The sequence below is a fragment of the Jannaschia sp. Os4 genome, assembly GCF_016820245.1.
Lineage (GTDB): Bacteria > Pseudomonadota > Alphaproteobacteria > Rhodobacterales > Rhodobacteraceae > Jannaschia.
Genome location: NZ_JAFCAR010000005.1, coordinates 497748 through 512144, shown reverse-complemented (window position 1 = coordinate 512144; position 14397 = coordinate 497748). Strand labels below are relative to the sequence as shown.

Here is a 14397-nt window from a genome sequence, read left to right as displayed (position 1 = left end):
ACCCTTCCCAAGGGTCCGCCTCCCGAAATCCTACGAGGATTTCACCCCTCGTCTCTCGAACGGCGCCAGCACGACCCCCTCCGCCTCCAGCCCCGCCCGCACGCTGCGCGCGATGGCCAAGGCCGTCGGCCCGTCGCCGTGCAGGCAGATCGAATCGCAGGCCGCCTCGACGAACGCCCCCGTCCGCGTCACGACGCCGCCGCGCGACACGAACTCCACCATCCGCGCCGCCGCCTCCTCCGGATCCTCGACCATCGCGCCGGGGGTGCCCCGCCGCACGAGGGTCAGATCATCTTCATAGCCCCTGTCGGCGAAGATCTCGCCCGCCCACGGCAGGCCCAGCCGCTCGACCGCGCGCTGCTGCGCCGTGCCCGCGAGGACGAGCATGATGACCTCCGGCGGCGCCGCGTGGACGGCCGCGTCGTAGCAGCGAATCGCAAGCTCCTCGTCCTCCGAGGCCATGTTCGCCAGCGCGCCGTGCAGCTTGACGTGCCGCACCTGCGCCCCCGCCCAGCCCGCGACCCCGACGCTCGCGCCGACCTGCCACGCCACCAGCCGCCCCGCCTCCATCGGCGAGAGCGGGATGCGCCGCCGCCCGAAGCCCTGCAGGTCCGCGAAGCCCGGGTGCGCGCCGATGCCCACCCCCTTCTCGACGGCCATCCGCATGGTCCGGTCCATCACGTCCGGGTCGCCCGCATGGGCGCCGCAGGCGATGTTGGCCGAGGTCACGACCCCGAGGATCGCGGCGTCGTCGCCCATAGTCCACGGGCCGAACCCCTCGCCCATGTCCGCGTTCAGATCGACCCTCATGGCTCCCCCCACACCCCGTCGATGAGTTGGTAGCCCAGCAGGTCGGGCATGTCGCGGGGGTCGCGGACGAGCGGCTCGGTGCGGGGCGGCGGGGGCGTGGCGGCCAGCGCCTCGGCCCGGGTGACGAACCGCAGGCGGAGCGGCGCGCCCGGCGCGGCCTGCATCGCGCGGGGCAGGTCGGCGGGGATCACCGTCCCGATCCGGGGATAGCCCCCCGTCGTCTGGCATTCCGGCCCGAGGACGTAGGGCTCCCCCGCGCCGGTCATCTGCACGTCCCCGGCGCGCACGAAGTCCGACAGCAGCGTGAGCTGCCCCTCCGTGGCGAAGCCGTCCCCGCCGGAAAGCTTGATCCCCTGCCGGTTGCCGCGCGCGTCGCGGACGAAGGGCGTGGCCTCCAGCCGCGCGCGCGCCTCGCGCGGGAAGAGCCCCGTCTGCGGTCCGGGCAGGAGCCGCAGCTCGCCCCCGCCGAGCCGGCCCGCCGCGCCCTCGGCCAGCCGCGCCGCCGGACGGGGCGCGGCCGTCCCGACCTCCAGCCGGTCCCCCGCATTGAGCGCGCGCCCGATCCCCGCGATCAGATGGGCGCCGCGTCCGCCCATCACCTCCGGCGCGGCGATCCCGCCCGCGACGGCGAGATAGGTCCATGCGCCCCGCCCCGTGGGCCGCACCTGCACCTCCGCCCCGTCGGGCAGGTCGTGCGCCGCCTCCATCGCCAGCGCCCGGCCCTCCACCGTCACCGCCGCCGGCGCGCCCAGCACCGCGACCCGCATTCCCGCATGGAGACGCACCGTCAGCGGCGCGGGCGCGCTCTCGATCACTGCCCCCGGTCCGACCAGCGCCTCCGCCTCGTCCAGCGCCCGCAGGTCCGCCGCCCCGCCGGCGGCCAGCCCCCGCGCGAGGTGGCCGGGGCGGCCCCGGTCCTGCACCGTCGTCAAGGGGCCGGAGGCGAGGATCTCGATCACCCGACGGCCTCCACCTCGGCGCCGCCGAGGCGGCGCGCGTCCTCCGCCGCCCGGGCGTCCACCTCGTCCGGCGGCATCGCCCAGAGCCGCACCTCGTCCCCCGCCGCCAAGGCGACCGGCGCCTCGCGGTCGAGGTCGAAGGGCCGGAACCCCGTCCGCGCGACCTGCCGCCACCCGGTCGGCGCGCGCGTCCCGAACAGCACCATCTGGCGCACGGCGAGCACCAGCGCCCCCGGCTCCACCTCGGGCGTGAGCCCCGTCTGCCGCGGCAGGTCCCACTCGGGCGGCAGGATGCCGAGATAGGGCATCCCCGGCGCGAAGCCGAGCGCGAGCACCCGCATCGGCGCCGCCGCCAAGGCGTCCGCCGCCGCCCGCTCGTCCAGCCCCGCGGCGCGCGCGACCTCGCCCAGCTGCGGCCCGTCCGCGCCCCCGATGGCGCAGGGCAGGCGCCACAGCCGCCGGGGCGGCGGGTCGCCCCCGCCCCAGTCCCGCGCGGCCAGCCGCTCCCGGAGCGCCGCCTCCACCGCCTCCGCCGCCGCGGGATCGGACAGGCGCACGAGCACAGAGCCGAGCGACGGTGCCGTCTCCGCCACCCCGCCGGGCGGCGCGTCCTCCAAGGCGGCGCGGAACGCCACGCAGGCCCGGTTGGCCCGGTCCTCCAACCGGTCGGAGAACCGCACGAGGAGGGCGTCGAGGCCGAGGGGGTCGATGCGCGGAAAGCCCATTCCTGCGGGGTCGCAAGCCCCTCGCGTCCCGTCAACCGTGCGCTTGCGAATGGACCCCTGCCATGCCACGCCCGGCCCATGCGGCTGGGCTACACCACCACGACCGAGCGGGGCGCGCTCGACCCGCTCCTCGCGCGGCTGGCCGACGAGGCGGGCCGCGCGGGCCTGCGCCTCGCGGGGGTGGTGCAGGTCAACCGCGAGCGGCCCGGCGCGCGCTGCGACATGGACGTGCGCGTGCTGCCCGACGGGCCGCAGGTGCGGATAAGCCAGTCGCTCGGGCCCCACGCGCGCGGCTGCCGACTCGACCCGGAGGGCCTCGAGCGGGCCGTGGGCGCGGCGCAGGCCCGGCTCGACACCTGTGACCTGCTGATCGTCAACAAGTTCGGCAAGGCCGAGGCCGAGGGGTGCGGCTTTCGTCCCCTGATCGGCGAGGCGCTGGCCCGCGGGGTTCCCGTGATCGTCGGGGTGGGCGCCGCGAATGTCGGCGCGCTCGAGGCGTTCGCGGACGGGCTCGGCGAACGCATCGCCCCGGACGCGGGCGCCCTCCTCGACTGGGCGCGGCGCGCCGCCGAACCCGTCTGACCCGGCCCGGAGGCTTGCCCCCCGGCCCACGCTTGGGCAGAGGCGTCCCATGACGCACCGCCCTCCCCCTGCCGAGCCCGGCGAGGCGTCCGACCCCCGCCCGCCGCCGAAGAAGCGCCTCTGGCTCTGGCCCGCGATCCTCGTAGCCCTCGCGGTCGGGATGTGGCTGACCCCGTGGCGCGACTACGTGGTCCCGATGCGCGAATGGGTCGAGGCGCGGGGCGCGTGGGGCTGGGTGGCCTTCGTGCTCGCCTACGCCGTGGTCGTGATCCTGCCCCTCCCGGCCGTGGCCATGTCGCTCGTAGGCGGGCTGGTCTTCGGCCTCTGGGGCCTGCCGCTCTCGCTCACCGGAAGCCTGCTGGGCGCGCTCGTGCCCTACTGGATCGGGCGCCATTGGCTGCGGGACTGGGTGATGCGGCGCGTGGACGACGGGCGGGTGGACGCGGCGATGCGCGCGATGCGCGACGACCCCGCGCTCTTCGTCACGCTCCTGCGCCTCACGCCGATCCTGCCCTTCACGCTCCAGAACTGGCTCCTCGGCCTGACCCCGATCCGCCCCCTCCCCTACGTCTGGGCCACCGTCGCCGGGCTCTTTCCCGGCACGCTCGCGGTGGTCTGGATTGGCGCGCTCGGCGGGGTCGCCGCCCTCGGGCGGGGGAGCGCGGAGATCGGCGTGATGGCCGCGGGCCTCGCGGCGTTCGGGGCGCTGGTGGCGTGGCTCACGTGGAAGGCCATGCGCGCGCTCAAGGCGGCGGGCTTCCACGTCTGAGCGCGGCGCGCCGCGGGGAACCCCCGGCGCGGCGGGCGGTTGGCGGATCGACCGACCCGACACGATCCGAAGGACATCCCATGGACCTGCTCATCAAGGGCCGCACGGCCGTCGTCACCGGCGCCGCGGGCGACATGGCGCTGGAGACCGCCAAGATCCTGCAGGGCGAGGGCTGCAACCTCGTCCTGTCCGACATCGACGAAGACGAGCTGAAGGAGGCGGCGGGCAAGCTCTCCTCCGACGGCGTCGTCACCGTGGTGGCCGACCTCTCCGAGCAGGCGGGCGCCGACAAGATCGCCGCCGCTTGCGCGGACGCGGGCTGGGAGGCGGACATCCTCGTCCACGCGGCGGGCGTCACCGGGGCCAAGGGCGACCCCTTGGAGGACATCACCGAGGACGACTGGATGCACGCGTGGAACACGGACTTCATGACCGGGGTCCGCATGTCCAAGGCCTTCATCCCCGGCATGAACGCGCGGGGCTGGGGCCGGGTCGTGTTCGTCACCTCGGAGAACGTGGCCCAGCCCTATCCCGACGAGGTCGTCTACAACGCCTCCAAGGCCGCCGCCCTGACCTTCGCCAAGGGCATGAGCCAAGTCTACGCGCAGAAGGGCACGCTGATTAACTGCGTGGCCCCCGCCTTCATCGAGACCGACATGACCGACGGCATGATGGAGAAGCGCGCGAAGGAGAAGGGCGTCTCCTTCGAGGAGGCGATCGACAGCTTCCTCGACGAGGAGCGGCCCCACCTCGTCCTCGACCGGCGGGGCAAGCCCGAGGAGGTGGCCTTCGTCATCGCCTGCCTGTGCTCCGAGCGGGCCTCCTTCGTGAACGGGTCCAACTGGCGCGTGGACGGCGGGTCGGTCCAGACGATCAACGTGTGATGGACGGGCGGTCGCGCCCCCGCCCCGTGGTGACGACGCCCCTCTTCGACGGCCCCATCGACCGCGCGGCCATCGTCGCGCGGATCGAGGCGCATCCCTTGGGCGACACGCCCGAGGCGATGCGCCGCGACTTCTGCCGCCTCGTGCTCGGCGACGCGGGCGACGCCTTGGCCGACGGCTGGGACCCCGCCCTCGCCGACCACCCCGCCCTCGCGCTGCACGGGGTCGAGGTGACGGACGACCCCCTCGCCGTTGCCGCAGGCCCCGGCCCGCGCGTCGCATGGCTCCACGGCGGCGGCTACGTGTTCGGCGCCCCCGAGACGCACCTGCGCGCCGCCGCCCATCTCGCCCGGCTCTTGTCGGGGACGGTGGTGCTGCCGCGCTACCGCCTCGCCCCCGAGCACCGCTGGCCCGCCCCGCTGGAGGACGTGCTGGACGCCTGCCGCGAGGCCGACGCGATCGTCGGCGACAGCGCGGGCGGCCACCTCGCCCTCGTCGCGGGGCTGCGCCTCGCCGCCGAGGGCCGACCCAAGCCGCTGGTGCTGCTCTCCCCCAACACCGACCGCACCGGCCTCGCCCGCCTGCGCGGCCCGATGTCGGAGGTGGACCCGATGAACGACGACGCGGACGACCGGGCCTTGGCGCGGCTCTGCTTCGGCGACCGCCCGGACGCCGACCCGGACGTCTCGCCCGCGCTGGCCGACCTCTCCCGCCTGCCGCCGACATGGATCGAGGCGGGCACGCCCGAGGTGCTCCTCTCGGACGCCACCCTCCTCGCCGAGCGCGCCGGGCTCGCCGAGCGGGAGGCGCATCTCCACGTCGCGCCGGGCCTGCTGCACATGGGCCAGCTCTGGGCGCCGTGGTGGGACGCGGGCCGCGCGTCGCTGGAGCGGGCGGCGCGCTTCCTCCGCAATGTGCTTTAGGCCCGACCCGAGCGCATCGCAGGGCCGTGGCGCGGCGATGCGACGTCACCGAAGAGCGATTCATCCCTCACCCCCGCACGACGCCCCAGCGGCGCGCCAACGGAGAAGGATCGCCGGGCCGGGGGACGGCCCGGCGATGCGCGGCTCGCTAGCGCTCGCGTTCCGCGCGGGCGCTCAGCCCTTCGCGATCCGCGTCAGCACCCGGTCCAGCGCGTCCACGAACCGGCGCCGCGCCGCCGCGTCGAATGGGGCCGGCCCGCGTCCCACGTCCACGCCCGCGCCGCCCTCCACGCCACCCCGCAGCGCCTCCTTCAGGTCGCGCTGCGCCAGCGCCACGCCGACGTTCGAGGCGTCGAACTCGTGCCCGCGCGGGGTCAGCACCGCGCCTCCCGCCTCCACCGCCCGGTGGGCGAGCGGCACGTCCGACGTGATCGTCACGGTCCCCGGCCTCACTACGGCGGCGATGGCGTCGTCCGCGGCGTCGAACCCCTCGCCCGCGACGTAGAGCTTCACCAGCGGATGCTCCGGCAGGCGCAGGTACTGCCCGCTCACGAAGATCGCGCGCACCCCGCGCCGCACCGCCGCCTCGGTGATCTCCCGCTTCACTGGGCAGGCGTCCGCGTCCACGAGGATCGTCATCGCGCCGCGTCCAGCGCCGCTGCCAGCAGGGGCGCGTCGCAGCCCATCGACACGACCGTCGCCCCTTCCGCGATCCACCCCTCCGGGTCGGCGGCGTAGATGCCCGCCGCGACTCCCGCGCCTCGGATGCGCCGGATGGCGTCGCGCAGGGCGTCCTGCACGGACGGGTCCGACACCGGCATCCCCATGTCCCCCGCGAGGTCGGCGGGCCCGAGGAACACGCAGTCGACCCCCTCCACCGCGCAGATGCCCTCCAGCTCGGCTAAGGCCGCACGGCTCTCCGCCTGCACCCAAACCGAGACCTCACCGTCCGCCCGCGCGGCATAGCCGGCGTCCCGGCCCCAGCCGGAGGCGCGCGCGATGAAGCTGCCCTGCCCCCTCCCGCCGCCCACGTAGCGGCAGGCGGCGACCACCTCCGTCGCCTGCGCCGCCGAATGCACCATCGGCGCCAGAACCGTCCCGATCCCGAGGTCCAGCGCCTGCTTGATTACCCACGGCTCGGCCACCGGCACCCGCACGATTGTCGGGGTCCGGCGGCACGCGATCGCCCGCGCCCGCAGGTCCGCCGGATCCCACGGCCCGTGCTCGCCGTCGAGCATCAGCCAGTCGAACCCCGCCCCGTCCGCGATCTCCGCCGCCACCGGCCCCGGCAGGGTCTGCCACAGGCCCCGCAGCACCTCTCCCGCGCGCACGCGCTGCTTCAGCATGACGGTCTCCTCCCGCCCGTCGCCTACACGCGGCGCGGACCCGGCGGCAACGTCTCGCGCATGCGCGGGCGGCGTGGGAACCGGCGAAGCCCCGCCCCTTCCCCTCCCCCCCTGCGCTTCGATCCGCCACGCGGCGAAGACCCGCCCTTGCCGCGCGGGCGGGCGCCCACGGCCCCCGAGCGAACCGGCGACGCGCCGCACGATCGGGGGCCCTGCGGCGGCGGCCCGCGACGGGGCCGGCGCGACGCGCTCGAATGGATGTGGGCGATCGAGACGCCCCCAACAGGAGAAGAAACATGACCAAGATCACCCTTGCCGCGACGGCCGCCCTCATGGCCCTCGCGCTCCCCGTCACCGCGCAGGAGGCGCTCGACGCCGACGCGGATGGAAACGTCACCCTGGACGAGTTCCAGGTGGCCTACCCCGACACCTCGACGGACGTGTTCACCACGCTCGACAGCGACGGTGACGGCGTCCTGAACGCCACCGAGGTGCAGGCGGCGATCGACGCAGGCGTCCTCCCCGGCTGAGCCGGTCGTCCCAGCGGGCGGCCTTCGGGCCGTCCGCCCCGCCCGGACGCGGCGCTGCCCCGGCGCAGGCGTCCGGGCACCCCGCGCAACAATCGCAAAAAATCTCCCCCCGCGCGTGAAACTTCCTCCGGCCCGGTTGACCCGCCGGGCCCGGTCCGTATGGTGCCCCCCATGAACACGCTTATCGTAATCGTATCGGACGGGTGCATGGGTCGCTGACGCGACGGCCAGACCGGCCACCATGCGCCCCCGCAGCACCGCCTGCGGGGGTTTTTTCTTGCCAGACGACCGACGCGGACGACGACTCGGGAGACGACAGATGAAGCAGATGACCGGCGCGCGGATGGTCGTGAAGGCCCTCATCGACCAAGGGGTCGACACGGTGTTCGGCTATCCCGGCGGCGCGGTGCTGCCGATCTACGACGAGATCTTCCAGCAGAACGAGATCCGCCACGTCCTCGTCCGCCACGAGCAGGGCGCCGTCCACGCCGCCGAGGGCTACGCCCGCTCGACGGGCAAGCCGGGCGTGGCGCTCGTCACCTCCGGCCCCGGCGCGACCAACGCCGTCACGGGCCTGACCGACGCGCTGATGGACTCGATCCCGATCGTCGTCCTGACGGGCCAGGTGCCGACCTTCATGATCGGCTCCGACGCCTTCCAAGAGGCCGACACCGTCGGCATCACGCGCCCCTGCACCAAGCACAACTGGCTGGTGAAGGAGACGGACAAGCTGTCGCCCACGCTGCACGAGGCGTTCCACGTCGCCACCTCGGGCCGCCCCGGCCCCGTGCTGATCGACATCCCCAAGGACGTGCAGTTCGCGTCCGGCACCTATGTCGGCCCCAAGCAGGCCGACACCGGCCACTACCGCCCCCGCCTCAAGGGCGACCCCGAGATGATCGAGGCGATGGTCGAGGCCATCGAGACCGCCGAGCGGCCCTGCTTCTACACCGGCGGCGGCGTCATCAACTCCGGTCCCGCCGCCAGCCAGCTCCTGCGCGAACTGGTGGACGCCACCGGCTTCCCGATCACCTCGACGCTCATGGGCCTCGGCGCCTACCCGGCGAGCGGGGAGCGGTGGCTGGGCATGCTCGGCATGCACGGCACCTACGAGGCCAACATGTCGATGCACGGCTGCGACCTGATGCTGAACGTCGGCGCGCGCTTCGACGACCGCATCACCGGCGTGCTGGACGCCTTCTCGCCCAAGTCGAGGAAGGTCCACGTCGACATCGACCCGTCCTCGATCAACAAGGTGGTCAAGGCCGACATCCCCGTCCTCGGCGACGTGGGCCACGTGCTGGAGGACGTGCTGAACCTGTGGAAGGCGCGCGGCCGCAAGGTCAACCGCGAGGCGCTGCAGGCGTGGTGGGTCCAGATCGAGGCGTGGAAGGCCGTGAACTGCCTGCGCTACAAGCCGTCCGAGAAGACCATCAAGCCGCAATACGCCGTCCAGCGGCTCGAGGCGCTGACCAAGGACCTCGACCGCTACATCTGCACCGAGGTCGGCCAGCACCAGATGTGGGCCGCGCAGTATCTCGGCTTCGAGGCGCCGAACCGCTGGATGACCTCCGGGGGCCTCGGCACGATGGGCTACGGCTTCCCCGCCTCCATCGGGGTCCAGATCGCGCACCCCGACGCCTGCGTCATCAACGTCGCGGGCGAGGCGTCGTGGCTGATGAACATGCAGGAGCTGGGCACGGCGGTGCAGTACCGCCTGCCGGTCAAGCAGTTCATCCTCAACAACGAGCGGCTCGGCATGGTGCGCCAGTGGCAGGACCTGCTCCACGGCGGGCGCTTCTCGCAGTCGTGGTCCGAGGCGCTGCCCGACTTCGTCAAGCTGGCCGAGGCGTTCGGGGCCAAGGGCATCGTCTGCTCGGACCCCGCCGACCTCGACGACGCGATCCGCGAGATGCTCGCCCATGACGGCCCCGTCGTCTTCGACTGCCTCGTCGAGAAGCACGAGAACTGCCTGCCGATGATCCCGAGCGGCAAGGCGCACAACGACATGCTCCTCCCCGACGGCGAGATCGACGGCGCCATCGACGCGAAAGGGTCCGTGCTGGTGTGAGCGAGGGGGCCGACAAGCCCGGCCGCGCCCGCCCGCGCGACCCGTCCGCCGAGAAGGCGCGCGACCTCGGGCGCCAGCGCAAGATCGCGTCGAACGGCTCCGACAAGGCGGCGCGCCGCAACGCGCCGCGCATCAAGGCGATGGGCCACCGGACGGTGCGCCGGGCAGACAAGCTGGCGGTGGGCACCGACTACGAGGGGTCCGCCGACGACCGGACGGCCACGGACCGGCGGCGGGTCACCCATTGGGGCAGCGACCTCGCCGCCGACCGCCGCGCCGCCCAGGCCGAGCGGCAGCGCGCCTACCGCGAGGCGGGGGGGCGCAAGGCCGTGCAAGCCGCCGCGCGGGCGGCGTTCTGGGACCGGCTCGAACCGGCGGCGTTGGCGGCGAACGTCGCCCGGAGCCTGCTGGACGCGGGATGGGACGAGGCCACCGACGCGGAGCTCGCCGCCGAGGTCGAGGCCGTCATCGCCCGGCTTCGGCCATGACGCCCCACCTCGCGGCCGGATGGGGCGGCGCTGCGTCAGATGTCCAGCGGATAGAGCCCCGCCGCAGCCAGCCCACGCATGGCCTGCATCTCGGCGGGCTCCAGATACCCGCTGTCGTCGGCGTCGTAGAGGGCGAAGTAGCCTTGGCTCAGCTCGGTCGCCGACCACAGCCCGTCCCCGTCGAGGTCGAACCCCTCCGGGATGCGCCGCGCCGATCCGCCGAGCTCCTCGGGCGCGAACAGCCCGTCGCCGTCCCGGTCCACCCCGACGAGCGCGCGGCCCATCGCCCAGCCGACCGTCGCGGCCTCCTCCACGCCGGGGGCGCCCTCGGCGGCCTCCTCGGTCTGGCCCCATGCGGGCGCGGCGAGGGACAGGGCGGCGAGGATCATCAGGGGGCGCATGGCGGTCTCCGTTCTGGTGTCCCCGGGAGACCTAGGCCGCGCCCCGCCCCCGCCAAACGAAACGGGCGCCCCCGAGGGGACGCCCGCGCATCGAACGGCCTGCGATCAGGCGTCGATGAAGTCGATCTGCACGCCGACCGAGTCGAAAGCGGCCTCCATCGCGACCGCCTCGGACGGGTCGAGCGTGCCGTCGCCGTCGGCATCGAACATCGCGAAGAGCGCGGCGTGATACTCGGGGATCGAGATCGAGGCGTCGCCGTCCGTGTCGACGGTGCCGAACATGTCGGCGTCCATCAGGCGCGGCAGGTCGCCATTCAGCTCGCCCGCGAACTCGGAGGCGTCGAGCAGGTCGTCGCCGTCGCGATCGTAGAGCGTCAGCGGCGAGGCGTACTCGACGAACATGGTGTCGAACTCGTTCGAGGTCATGATGCCGTCGGCGTCCACGTCGTAGGTGGGCGACAGCGTCTGGGCGAGGGCGGGCCCGGCGAGCAGGGCGGCGGCGGCGGCGAGCGTGGTCATCGTCTTCATGTCGGTTCTCCTTCTGTGGTGTCCTCGGACACGCGATGCCCCCTCAACGACGACCCCGGCGGGGACCGTTCCACATCCGCCCAAAATACAACCTCGACGCGTAACCCACGGAAAGACCTCGCATCATGGCTGCACTGAAGATCAAGAAGGGGTCGAACTCGCACTCGGCCTACAACCTCCGCCCGACCTTCTCGGACGTGCAGGAGCGGCACACGCTGGCGGTGATCGTGGACAACGAGGCGGGGGTGCTCGCCCGCGTGATCGGCCTGTTCTCGGGCCGGGGCTACAACATCGAGAGCCTGACCGTGGCCGAGGTCGACCACAACGGCCACACCTCGCGCATCACCGTGGTCACCACCGGCACGCCGCAGGTGATCGAGCAGATCAAGGCGCAGCTGGGCCGCATCGTCCCCGTGCACGAGGTCCACGACCTCACCGTCGAGGGCAAGCCGGTCGAGCGGGAGCTGGCGCTGTTCAAGGTGCGCGGGTCGGGCGACCACCGCATCGAGGCGCTGCGGCTGGCCGAGATCTTCCGCGCCAACGTGGTGGACTCGACGCTGGACAGCTTCGTGTTCGAGATCACGGGCGACGTCGGCAAGATCGACGCCTTCGCCGAACTGATGCGCCCCATCGGCCTGGTCGAGATGGCGCGCACCGGCGTCGCGGCGCTCTCGCGCGGGGCCGAGTGAGGCGGGCGGCCGCGCCGGGGGCGTCCCCCGCGCGGCCCGGCCTTCAGCGCATGCCCAGCGCTTCTTTGTACATGTCGAGGATCGCCTCCTCCTCGGCGATGTCGTCCGCCTCGCGCTTGCGCAGCGCGATGACCTTCCGCATCACCTTCGTGTCGTAGCCACGCCCCTTCGCCTCGGCATAGACCTCCTTGACCTGCTCGGCGATGTCGGCCTTCTCGGCCTCCAGCCGCTCGATCCGCTCGATCAACTGGCGCAGCTCGTCCGCCGTCACCGCGTAGTCGCCACCCTTGGGCGCGCCGTCGTTCTCGACCACCGTCAATGCCATCTCTCTGCTCCCTCCAAGCGGGGCCGGGCGCGTTCGCCGCGCCCTTGTGTCCCCGGACCCGCCGGGGGTAGCCCCCGCGCGGACCCCGCGCAACGGGCGCGCGGCCACGGGACGGGGAGCGCGGCATGACGGCACTGGTGTGGATCGGCGCGGCGCTCGCCGTGGTGGGCGTGGCGCTGCTGATCTGGTGCATCGCGGTGGCCGTGGGCGCCAAGCGGGCCGGGCTGCAGGGCCCCGAGATGGAGGCCCGGCTGCGCCGCCTCGTGGCGGTCAACCTCGGGGCGCTGGCGCTCTCGGGGATCGGCCTGATGATGGTCGTGGTGGGCGTGCTGCTCGGCTGACCCTCAGACCCCCTCGAGGATCATGATCTGCGCCTCGCCCGCCTCCACGCGGTAGCGCTTCGCGGCCTGGTACTCGGCCGACTCGTAGCAGGCCAGCGCCGCCTCCATCGACTCGAACTCGATGACCACGTTGCGCGGACGGCTCTCGCCCTCCAGCCCCTCGACCCGCCCGCCCCGCGCGAGCACCTTCGCCCCGTGCGCCGCGAAGGCCGCCGTCGCGCCCTCCGCGTAGAGGGCGTAGGGGTCCGGGTCCGTCACGGTGACATGGGCGATCCAGTAGGCCTTGGGCATGGGCGGTCTCCTTCGCCGCCAGCCTTGCCCCTACCCGCCGCGCAGGTCCACCACCCGCCGCGCCTTGCCCTGCGACCGCTCGACACCGCCGGGGTCGCGGCACTCCACCACGCAGGACACGCCGACCACCTCCTTGATCCGCCCCGCCAGCGGCGCCTCGACCCCCGCGGATGCCCCCGGCGCGCGCTCCACCAGCACCCGCATCGCGTCCATCCGCCCCTCGCGCACCAACTCGATCTGGAAGTGCGGCGCCAGCCCCGCGACCGCCAGCACCTGTTCCTCGATCTGCGTCGGGAACACGTTGACGCCGCGCAGGATGATCATGTCGTCCGACCGCCCCGTCACCTTCTCCATCCGCCGCATCGTCCGCGCCGTCCCCGGCAGCAGCCGCGTCAGGTCGCGGGTGCGGTAGCGCACCACCGGCATCGCCTCCTTGGTCAGCGTCGTGAACACCAGCTCCCCGCGCGTCCCGTCGGGCAGCGGCGCGCCCGTCTCCGGGTCCACCACCTCCGGCAGGAAGTGGTCCTCCCAGACGTGCAGCCCGTCCTTCGTCTCCACGCATTCCTGCGCCACGCCCGGCCCCATCACCTCCGACAGGCCGTAGATGTCCACCGCGTCCATCCCGAACGCGCCCTCCACCTCGGCGCGCATCGCCTCGGTCCACGGCTCGGCCCCGAACACGCCCACCTTCAGCGGCGACGCCGCCGGGTCGCGCCCCTGCCGGGCATACTCCTCCAAGAGGTTCAGCATGTAGGACGGCGTCACCATGATCGTGGACGCCCCAAAATCCTCGATCAGGCGCACCTGCCGCTCGGTCATCCCGCCCGAGACCGGCACCACCGTGCAGCCCAGCCGCTCCGCCCCGTAATGCGCGCCGAGGCCCCCGGTGAAGAGCCCGTAGCCGTAGGCCACGTGCACCACGTCCCCCGCCCGCGTCCCCGCCGCGTGCAGCGACCGCGCCACCAGCCCGGCCCAGCGGTCCACGTCGCCCTTCGTGTAGCCCACCACCGTCGGCTGCCCCGTCGTCCCCGACGAGGCGTGGATCCGCGCCACCTGCGCGCGCGGCACCGCGAACATCCCGAACGGATAGGCCCCGCGCAGGTCGGCCTTGGTCGTGAAGGGGAACCGCGACAGGTCCGACAGGTCGCGCAGGTCGTCCGGATGCACCCCCGCCGCCTCGCATTTCGCGCGGTAGGTCGGCACGCCGTAGGCCCGCGCCACCGTCGCCTTCAGGCGCTCCAGTTGCAGCGCCTCGATCTCGTCGCGCGACGCCGTCTCGATCGCGTCCAGCCCCTGCCCCATCACGAACCCTCCTCGTAGAGCGCGCCGCGCACGGCCCGGCTCATCCCCCTGAACTGCGCGATCGGCCCCGCCGATCCCGCGACCTCCACGTCGTAGATCCCGTTGCGCCCCGCCAGATGCGTCTCCCGCGCCGTGGCCGTCAGCACGTCCCCCGCCCGCGCGGGCGCGAGGAAGCTGACCGTCGCGTGCATCGCCACCGTCGCTTGGTTGCGCGAGTTGCAAGCCACCGCGAAACCCGTGTCCGCCAGCGCGAAGATCACGCCCCCGTGGCAGGTCCCGTGCCCGTTGCAGTGATGCGCCTCGACCACGAGGCGGACCGTCGCCGCGCCCTCGCCGACCGAGACCAGCTCGAACCCCATCCACGCCGACGCCGCGTCGCGCGACAGCATCGCCCGCGCCGACCGCTCCGCCCGTGTGCGCCCCTCGTCCATGG

The 14397-nt window shown here is 73.7% G+C and carries 20 protein-coding genes; 9 read left to right on the top strand and 11 right to left on the bottom strand.

What is annotated here, in order from left to right; translation table 11 throughout:
- Positions 1-30: 30 nt before the first annotated feature.
- Genes JQC91_RS16375 through JQC91_RS16365 form a run of 3 tightly spaced genes read right to left on the bottom strand, consistent with a single transcriptional unit; the run spans position 31 to position 2494 of the window.
- Positions 31-810 (bottom strand): 5-oxoprolinase subunit PxpA, encoded by a 780-nt coding sequence (locus tag JQC91_RS16375; protein WP_203288455.1) that lies wholly within the window; start codon positions 808-810, stop codon positions 31-33.
- Entirely contained in the window at positions 807-1769 is a 963-nt protein-coding gene (locus JQC91_RS16370) for a biotin-dependent carboxyltransferase family protein (RefSeq protein WP_203288453.1), read from the bottom strand. Before JQC91_RS16370 ends, JQC91_RS16375 begins: the two co-directional genes overlap by 4 nt.
- Positions 1766-2494, bottom strand: a complete 729-nt coding sequence (locus JQC91_RS16365) for a carboxyltransferase domain-containing protein (protein WP_203288451.1) — start codon at positions 2492-2494, stop codon at positions 1766-1768. The genes JQC91_RS16370 and JQC91_RS16365 overlap by 4 nt, the downstream gene beginning before the upstream one ends.
- A 78-nt stretch (positions 2495-2572) precedes the next feature.
- On the opposite strand from JQC91_RS16365, the gene JQC91_RS16360 reads away from it, so the two are divergent.
- From JQC91_RS16360 to JQC91_RS16345, 4 genes are all read left to right on the top strand, one after another.
- Complete coding sequence (locus tag JQC91_RS16360; RefSeq protein WP_203288449.1) at positions 2573-3076, top strand: DUF2478 domain-containing protein; 504 nt, start codon at positions 2573-2575, stop codon at positions 3074-3076.
- A gap of 49 nt (positions 3077-3125) precedes the next feature.
- Positions 3126-3845 (top strand): TVP38/TMEM64 family protein, encoded by a 720-nt coding sequence (locus JQC91_RS16355; protein WP_203288448.1) that lies wholly within the window; start codon positions 3126-3128, stop codon positions 3843-3845.
- Positions 3846-3925: 80 nt separating this feature from the next.
- The gene (locus JQC91_RS16350) at positions 3926-4729 is read left to right on the top strand and encodes an SDR family oxidoreductase (protein WP_203288447.1); all 804 of its coding nucleotides are present in this window, start codon (positions 3926-3928) and stop codon (positions 4727-4729) included.
- The gene (locus JQC91_RS16345; protein ID WP_203288446.1) at positions 4729-5652 is read left to right on the top strand and encodes an alpha/beta hydrolase fold domain-containing protein; all 924 of its coding nucleotides are present in this window, start codon (positions 4729-4731) and stop codon (positions 5650-5652) included. The genes JQC91_RS16350 and JQC91_RS16345 overlap by 1 nt, the downstream gene beginning before the upstream one ends.
- A gap of 174 nt (positions 5653-5826) precedes the next feature.
- Here the strand turns inward: JQC91_RS16345 and JQC91_RS16340 are convergent, their stop codons facing one another.
- Both JQC91_RS16340 and JQC91_RS16335 read right to left on the bottom strand, forming a co-directional pair.
- Entirely contained in the window at positions 5827-6291 is a 465-nt protein-coding gene (locus JQC91_RS16340) for a DUF188 domain-containing protein (RefSeq protein WP_203288445.1), read from the bottom strand.
- Entirely contained in the window at positions 6288-6998 is a 711-nt protein-coding gene (locus JQC91_RS16335; protein ID WP_203288444.1) for an aldolase/citrate lyase family protein, read from the bottom strand. Before JQC91_RS16335 ends, JQC91_RS16340 begins: the two co-directional genes overlap by 4 nt.
- A 296-nt stretch (positions 6999-7294) precedes the next feature.
- On the opposite strand from JQC91_RS16335, the gene JQC91_RS16330 reads away from it, so the two are divergent.
- The 3 genes from JQC91_RS16330 to JQC91_RS16320 all read left to right on the top strand — a co-directional run bounded on the left by JQC91_RS16330 (position 7295) and on the right by JQC91_RS16320 (position 10087).
- Positions 7295-7528, top strand: coding sequence for an EF-hand domain-containing protein (locus tag JQC91_RS16330; RefSeq protein WP_203288443.1), 234 nt, complete (start codon positions 7295-7297; stop codon positions 7526-7528).
- Between the two features lie 328 nt (positions 7529-7856).
- Positions 7857-9599 carry an acetolactate synthase 3 large subunit gene (locus JQC91_RS16325; protein ID WP_203288698.1) on the top strand — a complete coding sequence of 581 codons (1743 nt, stop codon included), beginning with the start codon at positions 7857-7859 and terminating at the stop codon, positions 9597-9599.
- Positions 9596-10087, top strand: coding sequence for a hypothetical protein (locus tag JQC91_RS16320; RefSeq protein WP_203288442.1), 492 nt, complete (start codon positions 9596-9598; stop codon positions 10085-10087). Before JQC91_RS16325 ends, JQC91_RS16320 begins: the two co-directional genes overlap by 4 nt.
- 35 nt (positions 10088-10122) lie before the next feature.
- Here the strand turns inward: JQC91_RS16320 and JQC91_RS16315 are convergent, their stop codons facing one another.
- Entirely contained in the window at positions 10123-10488 is a 366-nt protein-coding gene (locus JQC91_RS16315) for a hypothetical protein (RefSeq protein ID WP_203288441.1), read from the bottom strand.
- A gap of 105 nt (positions 10489-10593) precedes the next feature.
- On the bottom strand, positions 10594-11016 hold the full coding sequence (locus tag JQC91_RS16310) for a hypothetical protein (RefSeq protein ID WP_203288440.1): 423 nt from the start codon (positions 11014-11016) through the stop codon (positions 10594-10596).
- Positions 11017-11141: 125 nt separating this feature from the next.
- Here JQC91_RS16310 and ilvN point away from each other — a divergent pair, with 125 nt between their 5' ends.
- Positions 11142-11705 (top strand): acetolactate synthase small subunit, encoded by a 564-nt coding sequence (ilvN, locus tag JQC91_RS16305; protein WP_203288438.1) that lies wholly within the window; start codon positions 11142-11144, stop codon positions 11703-11705.
- 43 nt (positions 11706-11748) lie between these two features.
- Here the strand turns inward: ilvN and JQC91_RS16300 are convergent, their stop codons facing one another.
- The gene (locus JQC91_RS16300) at positions 11749-12030 is read right to left on the bottom strand and encodes a DUF2312 domain-containing protein (RefSeq protein WP_203288429.1); all 282 of its coding nucleotides are present in this window, start codon (positions 12028-12030) and stop codon (positions 11749-11751) included.
- A gap of 125 nt (positions 12031-12155) precedes the next feature.
- On the opposite strand from JQC91_RS16300, the gene JQC91_RS16295 reads away from it, so the two are divergent.
- Positions 12156-12371 (top strand): hypothetical protein, encoded by a 216-nt coding sequence (locus JQC91_RS16295; RefSeq protein ID WP_203288427.1) that lies wholly within the window; start codon positions 12156-12158, stop codon positions 12369-12371.
- A 3-nt stretch (positions 12372-12374) separates the two neighbouring features.
- On the opposite strand, the gene JQC91_RS16290 is transcribed toward JQC91_RS16295, so the two are convergent.
- Genes JQC91_RS16290 through paaI form a run of 3 tightly spaced genes read right to left on the bottom strand, consistent with a single transcriptional unit; the run spans position 12375 to position 14395 of the window.
- Positions 12375-12662, bottom strand: a complete 288-nt coding sequence (locus JQC91_RS16290) for a DUF1330 domain-containing protein (RefSeq protein WP_203288425.1) — start codon at positions 12660-12662, stop codon at positions 12375-12377.
- A 30-nt stretch (positions 12663-12692) separates the two neighbouring features.
- The gene (paaK, locus tag JQC91_RS16285; RefSeq protein ID WP_203288423.1) at positions 12693-13964 is read right to left on the bottom strand and encodes a phenylacetate--CoA ligase PaaK; all 1272 of its coding nucleotides are present in this window, start codon (positions 13962-13964) and stop codon (positions 12693-12695) included.
- Positions 13964-14395, bottom strand: a complete 432-nt coding sequence (gene paaI, locus JQC91_RS16280) for a hydroxyphenylacetyl-CoA thioesterase PaaI (RefSeq protein ID WP_203288421.1) — start codon at positions 14393-14395, stop codon at positions 13964-13966. The genes paaK and paaI overlap by 1 nt, the downstream gene beginning before the upstream one ends.
- Positions 14396-14397 lie beyond the last annotated feature (2 nt).

Bases quoted from the DNA above. Each gene is read 5' to 3' on its own strand.
- JQC91_RS16375 (WP_203288455.1), bottom strand. From the start codon at position 810: ATGAGGGTCGATCTGAACGCGGACATGGGCGAGGGGTTCGGCCCGTGG.
- JQC91_RS16365 (WP_203288451.1), bottom strand. From the start codon at position 2,494: ATGGGCTTTCCGCGCATCGACCCCCTCGGCCTCGACGCCCTCCTCGTG.
- JQC91_RS16360 (WP_203288449.1), top strand. From the start codon at position 2,573: ATGCGGCTGGGCTACACCACCACGACCGAGCGGGGCGCGCTCGACCCG.
- JQC91_RS16355 (WP_203288448.1), top strand. From the start codon at position 3,126: ATGACGCACCGCCCTCCCCCTGCCGAGCCCGGCGAGGCGTCCGACCCC.
- JQC91_RS16350 (WP_203288447.1), top strand. From the start codon at position 3,926: ATGGACCTGCTCATCAAGGGCCGCACGGCCGTCGTCACCGGCGCCGCG.
- JQC91_RS16345 (WP_203288446.1), top strand. From the start codon at position 4,729: ATGGACGGGCGGTCGCGCCCCCGCCCCGTGGTGACGACGCCCCTCTTC.
- JQC91_RS16340 (WP_203288445.1), bottom strand. From the start codon at position 6,291: ATGACGATCCTCGTGGACGCGGACGCCTGCCCAGTGAAGCGGGAGATC.
- JQC91_RS16335 (WP_203288444.1), bottom strand. From the start codon at position 6,998: ATGCTGAAGCAGCGCGTGCGCGCGGGAGAGGTGCTGCGGGGCCTGTGG.
- JQC91_RS16330 (WP_203288443.1), top strand. From the start codon at position 7,295: ATGACCAAGATCACCCTTGCCGCGACGGCCGCCCTCATGGCCCTCGCG.
- JQC91_RS16325 (WP_203288698.1), top strand. From the start codon at position 7,857: ATGACCGGCGCGCGGATGGTCGTGAAGGCCCTCATCGACCAAGGGGTC.
- JQC91_RS16315 (WP_203288441.1), bottom strand. From the start codon at position 10,488: ATGCGCCCCCTGATGATCCTCGCCGCCCTGTCCCTCGCCGCGCCCGCA.
- JQC91_RS16310 (WP_203288440.1), bottom strand. From the start codon at position 11,016: ATGAAGACGATGACCACGCTCGCCGCCGCCGCCGCCCTGCTCGCCGGG.
- ilvN (WP_203288438.1), top strand. From the start codon at position 11,142: ATGGCTGCACTGAAGATCAAGAAGGGGTCGAACTCGCACTCGGCCTAC.
- JQC91_RS16300 (WP_203288429.1), bottom strand. From the start codon at position 12,030: ATGGCATTGACGGTGGTCGAGAACGACGGCGCGCCCAAGGGTGGCGAC.
- JQC91_RS16295 (WP_203288427.1), top strand. From the start codon at position 12,156: ATGACGGCACTGGTGTGGATCGGCGCGGCGCTCGCCGTGGTGGGCGTG.
- JQC91_RS16290 (WP_203288425.1), bottom strand. From the start codon at position 12,662: ATGCCCAAGGCCTACTGGATCGCCCATGTCACCGTGACGGACCCGGAC.
- paaK (WP_203288423.1), bottom strand. From the start codon at position 13,964: ATGGGGCAGGGGCTGGACGCGATCGAGACGGCGTCGCGCGACGAGATC.
- paaI (WP_203288421.1), bottom strand. From the start codon at position 14,395: ATGGACGAGGGGCGCACACGGGCGGAGCGGTCGGCGCGGGCGATGCTG.